The 17,407-nt window shown below is 49.3% G+C and carries 15 protein-coding genes and 2 pseudogenes; 10 read left to right on the top strand and 7 right to left on the bottom strand.

Annotated features, from left to right (window positions below; all coding sequences use genetic code 11):
* The first annotated feature begins 3 nt into the window (after nt 1–3).
* Nucleotides 4–780, top strand: coding sequence for a ferredoxin--NADP reductase (locus HP566_RS08240; protein WP_249976777.1), 777 nt, complete (start codon nt 4–6; stop codon nt 778–780).
* A gap of 545 nt (nt 781–1,325) precedes the next feature.
* The gene (locus HP566_RS08235) at nt 1,326–2,372 is read left to right on the top strand and encodes a porin (RefSeq protein WP_249976776.1); all 1,047 of its coding nucleotides are present in this window, start codon (nt 1,326–1,328) and stop codon (nt 2,370–2,372) included.
* A gap of 388 nt (nt 2,373–2,760) precedes the next feature.
* Here the strand turns inward: HP566_RS08235 and glnK are convergent, their stop codons facing one another.
* The 3 genes from glnK to HP566_RS08220 form a co-directional block, all read right to left on the bottom strand.
* Complete coding sequence (gene glnK, locus HP566_RS08230) at nt 2,761–3,099, bottom strand: P-II family nitrogen regulator (protein WP_007112362.1); 339 nt, start codon at nt 3,097–3,099, stop codon at nt 2,761–2,763.
* 560 nt (nt 3,100–3,659) lie between these two features.
* Nucleotides 3,660–4,907: an ammonium transporter gene (locus HP566_RS08225; protein ID WP_249976775.1), complete on the bottom strand. Its 1,248-nt coding sequence runs from the start codon at nt 4,905–4,907 to the stop codon at nt 3,660–3,662.
* 70 nt (nt 4,908–4,977) lie between these two features.
* On the bottom strand, nt 4,978–5,316 hold the full coding sequence (locus HP566_RS08220) for a P-II family nitrogen regulator (protein ID WP_007112359.1): 339 nt from the start codon (nt 5,314–5,316) through the stop codon (nt 4,978–4,980).
* A gap of 334 nt (nt 5,317–5,650) precedes the next feature.
* Here HP566_RS08220 and HP566_RS08215 point away from each other — a divergent pair, with 334 nt between their 5' ends.
* The 4 genes and pseudogenes from HP566_RS08215 (at nt 5,651) to HP566_RS08200 (ending at nt 10,385) form a co-directional block, all read left to right on the top strand.
* A complete protein-coding gene (locus HP566_RS08215) occupies nt 5,651–5,992 on the top strand; it encodes an accessory factor UbiK family protein (RefSeq protein ID WP_249976774.1) in 342 nt (113 codons plus the stop codon).
* 471 nt (nt 5,993–6,463) lie between these two features.
* Nucleotides 6,464–7,312: pseudogene (locus tag HP566_RS08210) on the top strand (YifB family Mg chelatase-like AAA ATPase); the annotation flags it as partial.
* 1,729 nt (nt 7,313–9,041) lie between these two features.
* The gene (locus tag HP566_RS08205) at nt 9,042–9,320 is read left to right on the top strand and encodes a hypothetical protein (RefSeq protein WP_249976773.1); all 279 of its coding nucleotides are present in this window, start codon (nt 9,042–9,044) and stop codon (nt 9,318–9,320) included.
* A 3-nt stretch (nt 9,321–9,323) separates the two neighbouring features.
* Nucleotides 9,324–10,385 (top strand): hypothetical protein, encoded by a 1,062-nt coding sequence (locus HP566_RS08200; RefSeq protein WP_249976772.1) that lies wholly within the window; start codon nt 9,324–9,326, stop codon nt 10,383–10,385.
* Between the two features lie 170 nt (nt 10,386–10,555).
* Here HP566_RS08200 and HP566_RS08195 read toward each other — a convergent pair.
* Nucleotides 10,556–11,098, bottom strand: a pseudogene (locus HP566_RS08195) (IS3 family transposase); the annotation flags it as partial.
* Nucleotides 11,099–11,377: 279 nt separating this feature from the next.
* Here HP566_RS08195 and HP566_RS08190 point away from each other — a divergent pair.
* Nucleotides 11,378–13,147, top strand: coding sequence for a hypothetical protein (locus tag HP566_RS08190; protein ID WP_249976771.1), 1,770 nt, complete (start codon nt 11,378–11,380; stop codon nt 13,145–13,147).
* A 1,232-nt stretch (nt 13,148–14,379) separates the two neighbouring features.
* Here HP566_RS08190 and HP566_RS08185 read toward each other — a convergent pair.
* A complete protein-coding gene (locus HP566_RS08185; RefSeq protein WP_249976770.1) occupies nt 14,380–14,700 on the bottom strand; it encodes a hypothetical protein in 321 nt (106 codons plus the stop codon).
* Nucleotides 14,701–15,131: 431 nt separating this feature from the next.
* On the opposite strand from HP566_RS08185, the gene HP566_RS08180 reads away from it, so the two are divergent.
* Together HP566_RS08180 and HP566_RS08175 are read left to right on the top strand one after the other, a co-directional pair.
* Complete coding sequence (locus tag HP566_RS08180) at nt 15,132–15,353, top strand: BPSL0761 family protein (protein ID WP_249976769.1); 222 nt, start codon at nt 15,132–15,134, stop codon at nt 15,351–15,353.
* A 75-nt stretch (nt 15,354–15,428) separates the two neighbouring features.
* The gene (locus HP566_RS08175; RefSeq protein WP_249976768.1) at nt 15,429–15,641 is read left to right on the top strand and encodes an antitoxin Xre/MbcA/ParS toxin-binding domain-containing protein; all 213 of its coding nucleotides are present in this window, start codon (nt 15,429–15,431) and stop codon (nt 15,639–15,641) included.
* Nucleotides 15,642–15,914: 273 nt separating this feature from the next.
* Here HP566_RS08175 and HP566_RS08170 read toward each other — a convergent pair whose 3' ends face one another.
* A complete protein-coding gene (locus HP566_RS08170; RefSeq protein ID WP_249976767.1) occupies nt 15,915–16,142 on the bottom strand; it encodes a hypothetical protein in 228 nt (75 codons plus the stop codon).
* Between the two features lie 507 nt (nt 16,143–16,649).
* Between HP566_RS08170 and HP566_RS08165 the strand changes: the two genes are divergently transcribed.
* Nucleotides 16,650–17,075 (top strand): hypothetical protein, encoded by a 426-nt coding sequence (locus HP566_RS08165; RefSeq protein WP_249976766.1) that lies wholly within the window; start codon nt 16,650–16,652, stop codon nt 17,073–17,075.
* Nucleotides 17,076–17,254: 179 nt separating this feature from the next.
* On the opposite strand, the gene HP566_RS08160 is transcribed toward HP566_RS08165, so the two are convergent.
* A partial coding sequence (locus HP566_RS08160; protein ID WP_249976818.1) for an IS3 family transposase occupies nt 17,255–17,407 on the bottom strand: 153 nt, incomplete at its 5' end.

Genomic DNA, 17,407 nt, shown 5'->3' with positions numbered 1-17,407 from the left:
AGCATGAGCAAGTTTGCCCTGGAAGAAGTTCTCAGCGTACACCACTGGAACGATACCCTGTTTAGCTTTCGTACCACCCGCGAGCGTAGCCTGCGCTTTAAAAATGGTCAGTTTGTCATGATCGGCCTGGAAGTGAATGGCAAACCGCTGATGCGCGCATACTCCATTGCCAGCCCCAACTACGAGGATCATCTGGAGTTCTTCAGCATCAAGGTACCGGATGGCCCGCTCACCTCGCGTCTTCAGCACCTCAAGGTGGGTGATCAGATTATGGTCAGTCGCAAGCCCACAGGCACCCTGGTATGCGACGACCTGCTACCAGGCCGTCATCTCTATATGCTTTCAACGGGTACCGGCTTAGCGCCGTTCATGAGCCTGATTCAGGACCCCGAAGTATATGAGCGCTTTGAAAAAGTGATTCTGGTACACGGGGTACGCGAAGTATCTGAACTGGCTTACGCCGATTTCATTACCAAAGAGCTACCCGCCCACGAATACCTGGGTGAAGAAATTGCCGAAAAACTGGTGTACTACCCAACCGTGACCCGTGAAGCATTCCATACCATGGGCCGACTGACCGACCACATCCGCAGCGGCAAGCTGTATGCAGACACTGGCCTTCCGCCAATTGACCCGCGCCAGGATCGCGCCATGATTTGCGGCAGCCCCGCCATGCTGGATGACACCAGCGCGCTGCTGGATGAGTTGGGTTTGAATATCTCACCACGGATGGGCGAGCCGGGCGACTACGTCATTGAGCGCGCCTTTGTAGAGAAGTAGCGGTTCCACATACTCCACCCTACCGCGCTGATGAGCGCGGTAGGGCAGACTCCTGCCATTTGCTCGGCCAGTACGTCACGCTGCTATTGGCTCTCTCGTTATCCTCTTCCGCTCCCTCTTTTCGTTTCTCCTCTTGCTTCCATCCACCTTACTGAACTTCCCTCTCAACCAAACAGGCAGACCATTCCCTTCAGGAAATACTCTGACGCCCTCCAAAGCGATCACTGCAAACACTCTTAACCCCAGAGCCTTAAATAGCTCGCTCCGTTACAAGAGCCACATCATCGCCGCTTAAACCTCCCAAAACACAACGGCACCTCATAAATAAACACATTAGTCAACTATTCAAAACAACCCAAAAATAAACATAAGAAGCTGATTTAAATAAATATTTAATAATAGGAAAAATCCTAGAGTATAAAAGATTTATCCTACATTTTTCCCGTTGACACCCCTTTATATTAGTCGATGCCGTTGCACATTACTGCGCAGACATATCCAGCAGCACCATGCATGGACCTGATATAAGCTAAAGGGTGTAAACAATGTGTTTGATTAAACGAATTACCGGGGCTGCCTTGATAATCGGTATCCTGGGTGGCAGCGCACATGCCGCCACCGTTTATGACCAGGATGGTACACGCCTGGATGTCTATGGTCGGATAGCCATGTCAATTGCGGGCGGCGGGCCTGTCGAAGATGACAAAAAAAACAGTGCTGAATTTCGTAACCTTGGCTCACGGCTGGGCATTCGTGCCGAACACAACATTACCTCCGACCTGAGCGCCTTTGCCGGGATTCAGTGGCGCTTCAACGCGGATGAACTTAGCCAACCGGGTTTTACCGAAGTTCGTCATAGCTATATCGGCTTGGCAAGCCCCCGGTGGGGGCAGGTGCAGGTCGGTAGCTTCGATAGCCCCTACAAAAAAAGGATTATGGTTCCCTTTGACGTCTATCGGGATAAAGGTTATGAGTTCAGCGGCAGTGGCACCCAGGCCCGGGGCGACTCTATTGCCTACTTGACCCCTGAGATAGAAGGATTCTCAGGCTTCCTGATGGCCAAGCACTTCAGCGAGCGGGGCAACCGCCTAGCCGACCAGAGTGAACGGGGTTCTGTCATTGCCACACAGGGCGGTGCGGTGTATGAGGCGGCCCCCTTACGGCTGGCGCTGGGCTATGTGGAAGATACGCTGCGCGGCGGAGGCAACGGCAAGAATATCTATGGTGCGACCGCCAGTGCCAACCTGACCGATATGTTGAGTGGCCGCCTGGGCTACGAGTACCGCGGTGATCATGGTGTCTACGGGGGCGGCTTCAAAAGAGCCGGCGTAGGCGCCAGCGCCGACCTGGGCGACTGGGAACTGCATCTGGACTACTACCACATCCGCCCCGAACACAGCGACAACAGTCGTAACGCCTGGGCTGCCGGCACGCACTACCAACTCTCGCCCCAGCTCGACTTTTTCGCTGAACTCAATAATGCCGATATGAAATCGATACGATCGCTCAGCGACGCAAATGACAACCAAGGCCATCGGGAAAACCTTAAGGAGGACCTCTACTACGCTATCGGCGCACGCTACAACTTTTAATCGATAGTGATTGCCTGGACAGAAGCAACAGAGAAATTAGGTACATGCAGCCCCTAGCCATATATCACTCAAGCACTCTTGTACCAAGGGCCACTCACCACCCGTTTTAATCCCCCCCATTGCCAGTGGTTCATCCACTGGCCTTTTTTGATGCATTTAGTCACACAGCCTACCTAAGACCGCTTGGATTGCCATTCACTTCCTTGAAATTAGCTACCCCTCAAGGCTGTTCATCTCTTCCACATCATCCCCTGCTGGCTAAAGAGCAGATAGCGGTGCTTAGCATAAGCAGGCGTCATGCAGCAGGGCGCAGGTTTTCCTGCATCCCGCCGAGGCGAACGCCTAAATTTTTCAGCACGACCCACCTATCGAATGAGCATCGCCAGAGTCAAACCGCGTCTTTACCCGTTTCGCCGGTACGAATACGAATAACCTGCTCAAGGGGCATTACAAAGATTTTACCGTCACCAATTTTGCCGGTATTCGCGACCTGGGTAATGGCGTCAATCACTTGCTCGGCCATATCATCATCCACTGCCACCTCCAGTTTCACCTTGGGCAGGAAATCCACCACGTACTCTGCTCCACGGTATAGTTCGGTGTGGCCTTTCTGACGACCAAACCCTTTCACTTCCGTTACGGTAATGCCTTGTACGCCAATATCTGAGAGCGATTCGCGTACGTCATCAAGCTTGAACGGCTTGATAATGGCTGTAATCAGTTTCATTGTCACATCCTCTGGCTATGGTCTTTCGTCCGCGATTATCCGGTTGAATGCCTAAAGGGCCGTTCAGCAAACGACCTGACGCTACCTCCAAGCATACACCCGGCATTGCCGAGAATAAAAATATGCTGCTACTGCAACCTAATACCCAAAGCATTTCCTCGCCAGCCAGAACCCTCTTACAGGTTTAATACCCAACCATTACTGGCGACACTTGAAACTGCTGACAAAGTAGATAAGCGGTCTCGAATAACCCTATGCGGGGGCGCTGTGAACCCATATGTGGTCTCTTTGACGCCGTTAATGGTGGGAGGAGACCATCTCATCATCCGTGGGCGCTACTTTAGCCATCTAACCGCCATAGATGGCTGAAAAGTCGGGAACTGTCTTCCGGCCCTGGCGAAAGCCCCCGCTACGAGTTACTCGAGACTACGTTAAGAAGCGGGGCAAAGGGTTTGTCATCAACCAGACTTTTATCACCGCAAAAGCAGATAGCCCCCATAAAGGGGGCTATCCTGAGGAGCCTGAACCCACTGGTGGGCAAGGCTCATGTCGGCACGAACTTACTTCTTAACGCTGAACTCAGGGTAGGCTTCCAGTCCACATTCAGCAATATCGACGCCTTCATACTCGTCTTCTTCGCTGACGCGTACACCCATCACCGCCTTGATGATCAACCACACCACCAGGCTTGCCAGGAAGACCCAGGCGAAGATACCGATGATACCGATGATCTGAGCACCGAAAGAGGCATCGGCATTATTTAGCGGTACTGCCAGCACACCCCAGATACCAACAACACCGTGTACCGAGATAGCACCGACCGGGTCATCAAGCTTCAGCTTATCCAGTGTGACGATAGCAGCGACAACGATGACACCACCAATGGCACCGATAATGGCGGCGCTTAGCGCTGCAGGAGATAACGGATCAGCAGTGATCGCAACCAGACCAGCCAGTGCACCGTTCAACGCCATGGTCAGATCAGCTTTACGGAACCACAGCTTGGCCAGAATCAGTGCTGCAAGCACGCCACCCGCTGCTGCAGCGTTCGTGTTAACAAATACTTGTGCAACGTTATTAGCCGAGCCGATATCCGACATTTTCAGTTCGGAACCACCGTTAAAGCCGAACCAACCCATCCATAGAATCAGCGTACCCAGCGCAGCCAGTGGCATGTTGGCACCCGGGATTGCGTGGATAGAGCCGTCTTTACCATATTTGCCTTTACGCGGCCCGAGTACCAGAACACCCGCCAGCGCCGCAGACGCGCCTGCCATGTGTACAATGCCAGAACCGGCGTAATCAGAGTAGCCAACGGCATCAATCCAACCGCCACCCCAGGTCCAGTAACCAGACACCGGATAGATAACGGCAGTCATCACTACGGCAAAGGCCAGGAAAGCCCATAGTTTCATGCGCTCAGCAACAGCACCCGAAACAATCGACATTGCAGTAGCCACAAACACTACCTGGAAGAAGAAGTCAGCGCGCATAGAGTAGTAAGGCGCATCCTCACCCCCTGCCGTTACTGCATCAATGCTGTTCTCAGCACCAATCAAAAAGCCAAGGTTCGGTAAAAAGCCACCTTCGCTGCTGGAGTACATAATGAAGTAACCCACCAGCAGGTACATGGTACAGGCAACCGCAAATAGCGAGATGTTCTTCGTTAGGATTTCAGCGGTGTTTTTGGCACGTACCATACCCGCTTCCAGCATTGAGAAGCCGGCCGCCATCCACATAACCAGCACACCGCAGATCAAGAAATAAAACGTATCGATCGCGTAGCTCAGATCAGCTAACTCATTCATGAGTAGTTCCCCGTTGTACTAAGAAGTTGCTCTGATAAGAGGTTTACTAAAGGTTCTTCGGTAAACTGGCTTAAACAGCGTCTGCGCCACGTTCACCAGTACGGATACGGATCACGTCTTCCAGTGGTGTTACAAAGACTTTGCCGTCACCGATCTTGCCGCTGTTAGCTGCACTACAGATCGCATCGAGTACGCTCTCTAACCGCGCATCATCAACCGCCACCTCAACTTTTACCTTGGGTAAAAAGTCGACCACATACTCTGCCCCCCGATACAGCTCGGTATGCCCCTTCTGGCGGCCAAAGCCTTTAACTTCGGTTACCGTAATGCCCTGTACGCCGTTATCGGCTAATGCTTCACGAACATCGTCGAGCTTGAATGGCTTGATGATAGCGGTGATGAGTTTCATCCCGGATCTCCCCTGCTGGATAAGTAGCGGCGCAGCCGCCCGAAATAAGTGCCTGCCTCACTAATGCGCATACCGTGCCATTCGTTATTTTTATTTTAAAAGTCAGCCACTTGATTTACAGATAGCGACGTTAACCATCATTAGAAATCGTAATAAAATCGTGGCAGCGAAGTATTTGCACCAAAAGAACTCATTAAAAAAACCGAATGCCTCATTTAGATGCAAACCCTCTTCTTCAGCCCAATTGCAAACGACACATGCGTATTGGCGAAGGGTTGCGTATCCTTACTGTCAGGCAGTTCACATTTATACGTGTTCGTTTAAGGAGAGAACCATGGCACCCCAAGACCGCATTAGCCGACTTGCCCAGCAAATCGGTGATCGTTTACAGAGTGCTTCTCAAGCTCCGGAAGATATTCAGAAAGGTGTGCAGCAAGTGGTGCGTGGTGCTTTTGATCGCCTGGAACTGGTATCGCGGGAAGATTTCGATATTTTGATGGATGTACTGCAGCGCACCCGGGCACGCGTTGAAGCCCTGGAGCGTCAGGTAGCCAGCCTGGAGGCAACAGTAGCGGCATCTGCAGACAAGGATGCGACGCCAATAGAGCCGGAGGAACCCCCAATAGCTGTGCAGCCTGAAACAACCAAAACCACCAAGCCGGACTCCGCTGAATAGCGTATGGCAATGTCATTAAGGCGGTTAAGCGTTTCAGGGCTTGCCGCCTGCCTGCTCACTCCTAACAAGTCATATTATTGACACTTCATCAGCCAATGTTGTCTTGTCTCACCACTCGGCATGTTCATTACGTTGCTATGATTAAGCACCAATACAGGGCATACCGACGCTTCTTACCCCCGTGCCGTGATAGGAATGAGCAAACGAGTGGCTATTAAGCGCGCTTAACGCGCCAACTTGATGCACCTACTTTCGTCTATATTAATCAATTCTTATATTTATACAGTATCCTCTCATCCGTATGTTAGCGCTAAAAAGCAAAAATAAACTTAATAAATACGATGACAATCGTTATTATTTTCATTAACGAAATGGCATTCATCAGTTCTCACAACCAACGATTGCACCAACCGTGCTGGTGTTAAACGGTTAAAATAAAGTAAGATTAGGAAAAGATAGCGAGGGAAAGCAATGACACTAGCCATTGTTGCTACGCGCGCGGGTGTGGGCCTGGACGCACCAGCGGTGCATGTAGAAGTGCACTTAGCCAACGGGTTGCCAGGACTCACCCTGGTCGGCCTGCCTGAAACTGCAGTGAAAGAGAGCCGCGAGCGGGTACGTAGTGCGCTGATCAACGCCGGATTCGACTTCCCCAATACCAAACGCATTACCCTGAACCTCGCCCCCGCTGATCTCCCTAAAGAGGGTGGCCGCTTTGATCTACCTATTGCGCTGGGTATTCTTGCCGCTTCCGGCCAGATTCCGCTTGATGCACTAGAAGGTATTGAGTGCGCCGGAGAGCTGGCGTTGGATGGCAAGCTGCGCGCCGTACCCGGCGTTTTGCCCTTTGCATTAGCCACACGACGGGCCAACAAAGCGCTGATTATTCCCCAAGCCTGCGCCGATGAAGCCGCACTGGCTGGCGACTTGCCGGTACTGCCTGCCAATACCCTATGGCAAGTCGTTGCCCACCTGCTAGGCCAGGAAAAAATAGCCCCCCACCAGCTGTCCGCATCGGTAAAATCCACCACTCCCGTGGCAGATTTAGCCGATGTGCGCGGCCAGCATCAAGCACGCCGGGCACTGGAAGTCGCTGCGGCCGGAGGGCATAACCTATTGTTTGCCGGGCCGCCCGGTACAGGCAAAACCATGCTGGCCAGTCGCCTCCCAGGCATTTTGCCACCGCTTTCTGAAGATGATGCCCTGGCCGTTGCCGCCGTACGCTCTGTATGCGGGCTGCCTCTGGAAGCTGATTGGGGGCAACGGCCCTTTCGTCAACCCCACCACAGTGCCAGCGCCGCCGCGCTGGTAGGCGGTGGCTGTCATTTCCATTAATTATTGCGACTTTTCATCAATAGCTGCGACAGGCTGCCCATCCGATTTTCCGTGAAAAGGTAGGGATCTGGCTGTAATCTTATGGGAAGGCCACCAATCAACTTTTACTCTCCGGCCTTGATAGCCTTGACCTGAAGCAGAACATAGAGAACTTGGAAGGTCGAATCACTAATCGCCTAGCGCTAAACAGAGTTTGAAGAAAAATGGGCCAACAGTTGAAGGTAGAATCCTGGGTGCAGTGGGAAGAACTTTGCTGCTATCTCTTGAGCTATAAAGTCTTTCGTATGCTCGGCTTGAGGAAGGTCTATTTCGAGACTTATGGTACCCGCGGAGAATCGCAGAATGGGATCGATATGATTCCCCGTAGATCTACATTACCAGTAGTTGGCCAAAGTAAGATGCGTGATGGTAAGTCATTCACATGGGATCAGCTGGAAGCTGAACTTCAGAAAACCAATAAATACCCCAATAGTATCGAGCATTACGTTCTGTTCACCACTGCGAACAGACATTCCACGATCCAAAACGCTCTGAATAGTGACCGCCGTTACTACCGTCGGCCAGATGGCAGTCAATTCGAGGTTCACGTTGAATATTGGGATGACTATGAAGATCTCCGTAAAGTAGTTCCCCCCGCTGCTCTGCATAAGATATTTCCCACCATTAGTCGACACTCTATGCCAGCCCCACCGATTAAGCCTTCTATAGGTCACAATGCTTACATCGAATCGCTGGAGGCTCTAAGGGCATTTGTGCCGAGCCAATTCCCAATGGATATACTGAGTTGGCTCGAAACCTGGGATTGGTCGACTGGCTGCGTTCCCAGCGCTCAGTATAATCCTCTATTCGACCTCTATCATGACGTTTCGCATGTACAGATGCTCGCAAAAAGTCGCTATTCTGATGGGCTAGCACTGGGCAGTCGAGCATTGATATACAGGAGTCTGGAAGCTGGCAGCAACTTTTATGAAGCTCTTTCCATTTTCTGTTTAGTGATAAGAGGCCATACAGGTTCTGGTCGGCTGAAGAATGGTTCTCCAGCATTGTGCCTGAGTGGAGGCATTGGGTCCTCTCCACCAGGGGAGACGAATCGATGGGCAAATGCAGCACGCCAACTGGCGGAGACTTACCGCCGCGACGTGCTCGGTCAGGTAGTTAATTAAAAAATTAATGAAATGTTGGGAATCAAAACGCAGAGAGTCCGCTTAGGTTCTGTCTGAAAAGCAGGCGAGCGATGATAAACAAGGCAAAATCGGTGAAGAAACGGAGTTCTCTTGTGAAAATGAGTATTCTGAGCCGATTTTTTAACGCGTGTCGCAACATGCCCTGGCTGACGACGTTACCTGTCTGCTCCTGAAACCTAGCATGAAGGACAGGCAATTAATGGGGATACTCTTCAACCAGCTGCTCTTATGATCAAATACCTTATAATTTTAAATTTTTTTAATTATATATTCGATATAAATTTAAATAATAATTCCTTCAATAACCATTATTCTAGCGCCTACGATGGTGCTATTTTTTGATCTAGAACGCTCATTTTTCTCCTGTGTGCTTCAAAAGGTTTTGCTAGTTTTAAGCATAAGCTAGCATCAGGTATAAAATTAAACTTTAATAACGTAATACTATAAGTTTATAGCGATATAATAAGCAGCCATCGCTTATGGAAATGATGCTTCTACGCTCATAGACAATTGCTTGAGGATTAGTACTTATGTCACTCAAAGGTCTCGATGATCTGAAACGCAAGCTCCAAGAATTGCAAAAGGTAGCTGACGAATTAGATGGTAATATTGCCAACTTGAGCTTCGAGCCCCACGACCCGCAAAGCATCGATCTTGCAATTCAAAGGATGGAAGCTGCGGTAGATGAAAAGGTAGGGGATTACCGAGATAATAATATGGTCGAGGACCTTGTTCTCGCTATAAAGGAGCGGTATCGACAGGCAATCATTGACCGGGCTGCCGAAGCTCGCTCCGGGAAGGAAGGCTAAGTCATGACGATTAGAAACGCCTTACGTGATATGAACAATGCAGTCCTAGACTTGCAAGCTGCTGACTACAACACATTTGAGCGCCCCCTTCAGCAATTGTCACACGTACTTAATAGTGGCGACCTGAAACAGATCACAGACGAGCTTAGATCAAAGGCTGACTTGGACAAATTTCTTGAAGGTGCTAATCCAGGTGTCAGTATGGTAGGCAGTGCCAGCCTAAACTGGCCAGTCGATAAGCTAGAGGGACTCAGCCTTGCATTGCAGGTAATTGAGCGCTCGGCACAGAACCCAGATTGGTTCCGCCAGTTCGCTTATAAGTATTATAACAGTGGGGCCAAGATAGCTGCACATATCAGGAAGGTTACTACATCAGTTATCATCCCATTCAGTCGAGACTTTTCCACATATGTCTACGAGTTCGAGTCTGAATTATCTAAAGATCAATCGGAGACGGGTATGGCATCTACATCAGATAAATATGAGCTACTCGAAGCTCTCTTCGAATTAGGGCAGCATTCAGGCAAGCGTCCATCTGTTATGGATGCACACATTAAGCGCTTTCCGGATTGGGATAGAGAACGTCTTTGGAGCACAGCGCAAGCTTTGCTGGACGATGGGTTAATTATGAACCCCACAGGTGCGATGGTACACGTGGATATCTCCTCAACGGGCCGGAAATGGGTAGAACAAAAACGCGCTACGCCAGCGCCATCCGCTACCACGATTCATATCGGCTCTGTGAACCAATCACCATTTCAGGTCAATTCAGCGGGAGCACACGGAGTACAGAATACTTCCTACTCTACAAACGATCTGCAAAGTGTCGTCGACCTCTATAGAAAGCACGTTGATGAGCTTGGGCTGGATGATGTACAGCGCCGACGGGCTGATGCACAAGTCGCCGCGATTGAGGCAGAGCTGATGGACGAGCCTAACTCTACAATCGCCGAGAATGCCGGAAAATCACTTAAGACGATCCTTGAAGGGGCCGTAGGAAGTGCAACCGGTAGCGCATTGGCATCATCTCCTTTGTGGACGCAGCTAATCTCGTTATTCGGATAAGTCTTCGGCACACTCCCTTGATCAGGCGTCCGTTCTCAAACTCCTTCAGAATCTTGACGATCTGAGACTTGCTGTACCGTGATTTCTTCGTGCCGTTCTCCGTTTGCCTCATTGTAGGCGGGAGAACTCTAATAACGCATGCACCAAATTTAAGGGATGGTTACACCAATACGGTCAAACACAAAATCCATTGACCAGACTTGATTGGCGGCGCCAGGGCGGCCTAGTGGCTTACGCTCAGACGTGGGAACCTTCTTACGCTTGCGCCGTTTTACCTGCAACCGAGCAGCGGAGTAGAGGCGCTCGACGCGCTTATGATTGACCTGTTCACCGGCTTGACGCAGTTTCAGGTAGATCATGCTAGCACCGTAGCGACGATGCCGATATGCTAAGGCAACAATGCGTTCACGTAATGCCTCATTGCGGTCAGGGGCCGATTGATAGCGTAATGCACTGGCACTCATACGGATGACACGGAGCGCTCGTCTCTCACTCAGACCCCGTGACACCATAAAGCGCACCACGTCTCGGCGTGCAGGGGCACTCACCACTTTTTTCTCAGCGCCTCGCGAGTTTTTCAAGCATCCATTTTCGGCTTCGAGTTCTTTGAGTCGTTTCGCATCGGGCACGCTCATGCCGCCATACGTGCTGCGCCTCAGGTAATAACTGGCTTCCGAGAAACCGTGCCGACGGCATAGCTCCTTGATGGGCAGTCCCGCTTCTGCTTAGCCCAGGAAGCCAATGATCGGTTCTTCTCTGAAACGCTTCTTCATGTCCAATTTCCTTGCCCATCGGATCGGGCTCTAAAGCGTAGCGCTGCTCAATCTTGGGGTGACGTCGCATTGAGGAAAACTGCCTTACTCTGGGGAAACTGAGTGTTTAATACCATTCACAGTTAAGCCTATGAACCGTTGCTAAACCATTAAGCCATTGCGAATTTTCAACAATTGCTGCGACAATGCCTATGTTGAGTTTACATAGAGCGTGAACTTGTGACCGTTTCTCTCAAACAATGCAGAACCTTTAGCTTACCGGATGGCACCCTTAAAAACGAAGCTGAGCGCTTAGTCGTTTGGTGGTATGGGCCTATCTTCAAAAATACTCGCTCAGAAAGCGTCCCTAAAATTTATGTATTTTTAAAACCTATTGATCAGGAGAACAATTTAGGAGATGTGATTAAGCGAACGACGGTCTTAACGCATGTTGGGCTATTAAGAATCGGTTCCGTCTGGGAAAAGGGGGTGAGCAACTCCCGCATCGCGTTTGATGAGAAAATATTCCCAGTTTCGTTCTCTCCAGACGGCTGGCGGATTGTCTCTTTAGACGACTTGCACAAAGCAGGGCGCAGCCTTTATACCCCCTTTAATGATGCAAGCTATTTACCACTGGACAGAAAGCACAAATCGTACCTGATTGAATTTGACCTCCCGGATGACAAACATCTACTCATTCCTTGTACAGAATTTTTTGCACGCGTTTACGGCCGATCCTCTGAAATCAAGCGTGTGCTCGCCACTTACCCTTGGGAGAAGGTCAAAGAACGGCTTTATCGACCGCTTAATGCGCCCGCATCCCCAGGCACCTGGCCTGTCAGATTTACGCATCGAGTTCATAGGGACGATGCGATTTTGCTCGCGCACATGCTGTACGACCCCTATGCCGAGCAGGCTGCCAAAAGAATTTATTCGCAGACAGAAGCCAGCTTCCCCCAAGATAAGATGCTTTTAAAAGTCACTCCATGGTTTCAAGGCAGCGGCGAGATCTCTGTATCTGGCGTTCCAATTGATGATGGCAACACATTTCTAGGGTTGCAGATATTAGGCTGTACGCAGCCTGACGGTGCCACGATCCATCGCGAAAGAGAGAAATCAACGACGATATCAGCAACCGATGGCCCCGACGCACTACCTCAATTTCCCTATAATCAGCTTCAAGAAATTCCGGATGTCATTGATCTTACGGATGATGACGAGCCCGACCATGGTTCATCTTGGCTTGATCTTCCTGAGGACGAATTCGTTGTTCTAGGTAAGCCCCGCGCCGTCCTTGATAAAAGACATAATCAAAAAAACGTGCCCAGTAAACGAGGCGTCCCCGTTGCTGGTGACGAAACGATGTTCTCCACTGGGGAGCCACATGGATCAGGAAAGTGGGTCGGACAAGTGTCTATTCATGCCCCTATTACACTGGAGTCGCAGGGCTTTCTACGTGATATGTGGAATGCGCTTCTCTATTTACAATCCGCCTATCCCGCGACGATTCATAGTATTAGCTGGTTTACCTTTGAAGATGGCTTTAGTACTTCCCCTGACCCCCGATTGATCAGCCTCGAACCTTTCGGAATAGACGACGATGTGGAAACGTCTGTCGCCAATTGGGTCTACATTGATACCCAGACCAAGGTTCCTCGCGGGGTGCTCATTATTAGAGTGCATGTATTAGACCAAACGCTCTACCTCATGGAGCTCCAACGCCGTCCTCCCAAACCTAGAGCTGACGGTAGTGAGGAGACTTCCAAACCGCCCTCCTATAAAGGTTTAATATTCACTCTGAACCATCAAGACAACTTTGAAAATTGGTTGCGCCAAGTGCTTTCTAATGTGCGACATGTCCAAGGTGTCGTCCAAAAATTGGCGGGGCACTGTCCAGGGGTTGCCGATACGTTCAAGCACTCTAAACCCAAAAATGAAAATGTTCTCTGCGAAGCTTCAGTGCTGAATGCCTTTAGCAAGGTCGGTATCATGCGAGGTGACTTAGCTTAGTAGCAAACAGTCACAAAAAAGAAACAGCGCGTTCGGTTAGTTCGGGAACCCGCGCTGGGTCGCCACCAGTCTGGGGATCGCAGCCGACGATCTCCTGCTCACAGCCCTGGCGGTATTAGGTGTGTCGACCATCTTGATGGCATTCGCCGTCGCTTTATACAACATGAAGTATATGGGGCGGCTTACCTGACTACCTTGGGGTAAAAGCTATTCTAGGGCCTACCCATTCTTTTGATCGGCCCGCAGAGGGGCGCAAGGCATCCAGGCAGAGGGTGCTCTGTGAGGCTCTGAACCCCAAGTCGGCCATGTTCTTTCCGGCCTTTCTGCCACAGTTTGTACAAACAGAGACGGGCAGTGTCTCATTGTAACTGGGTATGCTGGGCTTGTGTTTCGTGGTGATCAGAGTAGCGGTGACGTCCGTCTAAGCTTGTGCCGCCGGCAGGGTAGGTGCCTTTTTGAAAAACAGCCCCGTGATGGCAAAGTGGCAGAACAGGATCGTTGGCAGCCTCTTTTGTGCCCTTGGCATGCATCTAGCTGTGCAAGAGCGATAACGCTTAATTTTGCCAACCCTTTTTTCCAGATACCACACCCAACATAGCGGATAGAGGCTTGCGGGATCCACTGCTGTCAACCAAGCACAAGAAGAAATTGGGTAACGTTCTATTAACCAATTGTAACGATTTCAAGTTGGGAGCCTGGAAGGCCCCAGCAACCATTTAATCCGTATCCGAAATTTTACAAGACGCAGCCCTCACTACACTCTTACTGCGATAAATCCCGGTGGATCTCGCTCAATAGAACCGATAGGCGACTTGCTGAGCTTGGTAGACAGCTATAATGTAACGAGTGTGATAATAATTATGTGGTCACAAGACAGATAGATGAGAGGCCACAGGCTGTCTGGAGAAAATTAACAACCCGAAGTTATATTTACAATCAAATACCTAGAGGAATAATTAGTGAATGAAGCATTGAAATTTTTTATAGGCATATCTCCCATACTACTGATCATGATAGCCACGATCTGTGCGGGTGGATATGAGGTTTTCAAACTGTCAAAAATCCGTAGCAACTAACCACTGATGTGTAACCTTTTTCACCCATAACACCATCTCAATAGCAAAAAAAATCTTAATCATAACTAAAACTCATAATTCCGCTGCAGCTATGCAGCCTCTGCATACTCATATAATCCACCGACGATGGCATATTGAACATTTCTATAAGCTGTCTCACGTGCATTGGTCGTCTCCGAAATAGTCATTTCTTGTAACTAAGCCAAATTTTTCATCTGCGGTGTTTACACCTGTATTATCATCGTCACTGAATAAATTTTGTATGCGCCGTTCGTCTTTCATGTATGCCACTGTACGAAAAAAACAGCTTTCGCATAAATGTAGTTCGTATCGCTCGCCATCATGCGTGGCTCCATACCCCCAACGAGCCTGAAGAGTCGCAAACTCCAGCCCGCCAGCTACTTGAGTGGAGCATAGACAGACATCGCAAACTACGTCAGTAACTGTATCAATTTCGGCCTTTCCAATAATCTTCATATTACCTCCAACACCACTTAGCCAAGCATTCGACTGTATCAATGAATCTGGCTAGTTGATTAGTGTAGCTATATATTTACCAACCAGAAATTGGTTTCAAGCCATTTGATGGGGTATGTCGGGAGTACGGCATCTCCGATGAGGCTTACATACAACGGGAAAGCCAAGTATGGCGTCATGAAGCCTCCGACGTGAAGCGCCTCAAGAAACTGGAAGAAGAAAATCACCGCCTGTAGCTGGTACACATCGAGCAAAGCTGAGGCCACATGCTGCTGAATGATGTGACCAAAAAAGGGCTATTAAGCCGGCCGTTGGACGAGCAATTGTGAACTACCTCCATCAGCCTCATGACGTCAGTAAGATATTATTCATTAGGCCTTAGCGAAAGGCAGACATGATCCTAGCTCTACTAGAAACAAGGGGGAAGCCAAATGACGCTACCTTACGAACGGACACGTGCAATTATACAGACTGAAGCTTTTCTCACTGAACTGAGCAAGGATAAAACCCTTCCAAATGAGAAGCGGCAAGAGGCAAACCGCTTGCTGCGCCATTATCCAAGCCGTAAAGAAGTGCTTTTGGCTGCAGAAATTGAGGAAAGGCTTACGTCAGGGACTATTTTTAATCCTTTGCTGTCGAGCAGAGAGGAATAATTAAATGCAAACTCAATACCACCTAGGCTAATCTAACATATGGTTCCGCAGGAGCTTGCTAGGGATGATGAGAATATGCATAAAGCGAATGACCCACAGCAGCAAATTAATATCGCAATCTGGAGGTCTGCTCTTGAGCTGTTTGGTGGGGATCGTTCAGCAGCGGACCAGTGGTTACATAATGAAGCAATGGGCCTAGGTTGGAAGCGTCCCATTGACGTTATGCAGGATGACGCTCAGCAGGTTCTGGATCTGATTACTAGGATAGACAGAGGCGTTTACACATAACATCGCTTTTCTACAGTGTGTAGATCTTTGTGACGTAGCTGCTCTTAGTCATTCTGATTGAGGAGTGGTATTACTGTCAGGATCGCTATCGATCCCCGTATGAATGCCCTCGAAATATGTCTGTTCCATTTCCCATATAGCACTACTTTATGTTGCGCAGCGCTTTTTTCATCTTCACTAACTAACCATACACTAGATTAATAAACACCTTAAAATTCAATGGAGTATACTTTTTATCATCAATTATCTTTGAAAGTATAATTGCGCTTGGGGCTATTCGACCTCGTTTTCGAGTACGCATAAGCGTGCCTCCAGCATTTCACGAATTACCTTCCCTATTGCATATCGTTCTTCTTGCGTTAGGCATATGCGGCCGTTGGCAGTGGATACACTCAACTGCGAGGGGCGCCATTGCTGGTCGAGTGCGGCGCGGGTGCACTCAATAGCTTCATCTAACCTCTTTCCGCCCAAGGCAGCGAGGATGTTTTCGTGTCGCATCATGGCCATTCTCCTGTCGTTAATTATTTATTAAACGGGTTAAGAGCGTAGATGAATTACGTTTACCACAATATTCATGTAACTCTATCAAAATTGACCTTTGTCCATGGCTGTCCGCAAAATCAGCGATCTCAAACCAGTTTTCACCAGGGACAATGTAGTCGAATGGCAGTCGTCGAGCGGGATATATGATACCGCTATGAGCATGACCGCTACGCCGTCGGCTAGGAAAAAACATACTCTTCAGTTATACCTATTGCTAGCCTGTTCCCCTTTTTCTACCCACTGGACAGTAAATCAAAGAGAATTAACAAAATAGGAGGGAGCGGGTAACAATACTTTCTCATTAGTAGGTTGAATGCATTGGGTGTTAGAAGTTGTTTTCTACCGGCAGCTCTTGCATGTCTAGCCTAGTTATCACGACGATCACTTACACGATGGCTAGCTTATAAACCAAGTCATCAGGCAACTGATCTGGCATAAATACCCAAGATAAGGGTGCCTAAGACTATGACCAAACCAAATAATTTGCGCGAAGCAGAGATGGAAACAAGAGCACGTCGAGCCGTGATGGAAAGCGGCGATTGGTTAACTGTCGATGAAATATTACAGTTGCCAGGCGTCAGCTCACGTAGTGATAGCGCTCAACCTGCTCAGTGGAAACAACAAGGTGATATTTTTACGATCAATGACCATGGCACCGATTACTACCCAGCTTTTGGGCTTGAGAAAGATGCTGGCTACCGACCGTACAGCGTCATGTCGAAAATCATCGACATCTTCAAAGATAAAAAAGACGGATGGGGAATGGCCTATTGGTTCCAGTCGGTAAATAGCTATCTCGGCGGGCTAAAACCTCAGGATCTGATAGCCACAGACCCTGATCTTGTTATCGACGCCGCTCTTGATGAGGGTCAAGAAATCATGCATGGGTAGTGAGTAGAACGATAAGGAATATTGGCAACAACGATCGACACGCTTCAATCGATCAAACAGGGTAATGAGGTCTCTGTCCTTAACGGGACAGGATTTGTGAAGAAAAGCTTCCCGCAGCAAGTGAGTTCTGTCTTGTTGATAGGGCAGCCGCAATAACCCTATGAATCGCCCCGGATATTCTAGACACCCGTTAGGCTCTTAAAGTAACGCCTTTCATACTCAACCGGTGACAAGTTATCACTTGTGCCGTGTCGGCGCTTTGGGTTGTAGAACATTTCAATGTAATTGAACACGTCGTGTCTAGCCGCTTCCCGTGTCGAATAAATCTGTCG

It is taken from the genome of Vreelandella olivaria (assembly GCF_023507745.1).
GTDB classification, from domain to species: domain Bacteria; phylum Pseudomonadota; class Gammaproteobacteria; order Pseudomonadales; family Halomonadaceae; genus Vreelandella; species Vreelandella olivaria_A.
The sequence above is the reverse complement of the archived record's forward strand: the minus strand, read 5'-3'. Positions and strand labels throughout refer to the sequence as shown.

Coding starts and splice junctions, on each gene's coding strand:
- HP566_RS08240 (WP_249976777.1), top strand. CDS start 4: ATGAGCAAGTTTGCCCTGGAAGAAGTTCTCAGCGTACACCACTGGAAC.
- HP566_RS08235 (WP_249976776.1), top strand. CDS start 1,326: ATGTGTTTGATTAAACGAATTACCGGGGCTGCCTTGATAATCGGTATC.
- glnK (WP_007112362.1), bottom strand. CDS start 3,099: ATGAAACTGATTACAGCCATTATCAAGCCGTTCAAGCTTGATGACGTA.
- HP566_RS08225 (WP_249976775.1), bottom strand. CDS start 4,907: ATGAATGAGTTAGCTGATCTGAGCTACGCGATCGATACGTTTTATTTC.
- HP566_RS08220 (WP_007112359.1), bottom strand. CDS start 5,316: ATGAAACTCATCACCGCTATCATCAAGCCATTCAAGCTCGACGATGTT.
- HP566_RS08215 (WP_249976774.1), top strand. CDS start 5,651: ATGGCACCCCAAGACCGCATTAGCCGACTTGCCCAGCAAATCGGTGAT.
- HP566_RS08205 (WP_249976773.1), top strand. CDS start 9,042: ATGTCACTCAAAGGTCTCGATGATCTGAAACGCAAGCTCCAAGAATTG.
- HP566_RS08200 (WP_249976772.1), top strand. CDS start 9,324: ATGACGATTAGAAACGCCTTACGTGATATGAACAATGCAGTCCTAGAC.
- HP566_RS08185 (WP_249976770.1), bottom strand. CDS start 14,700: ATGAAGATTATTGGAAAGGCCGAAATTGATACAGTTACTGACGTAGTT.
- HP566_RS08180 (WP_249976769.1), top strand. CDS start 15,132: ATGACGCTACCTTACGAACGGACACGTGCAATTATACAGACTGAAGCT.
- HP566_RS08175 (WP_249976768.1), top strand. CDS start 15,429: ATGCATAAAGCGAATGACCCACAGCAGCAAATTAATATCGCAATCTGG.
- HP566_RS08170 (WP_249976767.1), bottom strand. CDS start 16,142: ATGATGCGACACGAAAACATCCTCGCTGCCTTGGGCGGAAAGAGGTTA.
- HP566_RS08165 (WP_249976766.1), top strand. CDS start 16,650: ATGACCAAACCAAATAATTTGCGCGAAGCAGAGATGGAAACAAGAGCA.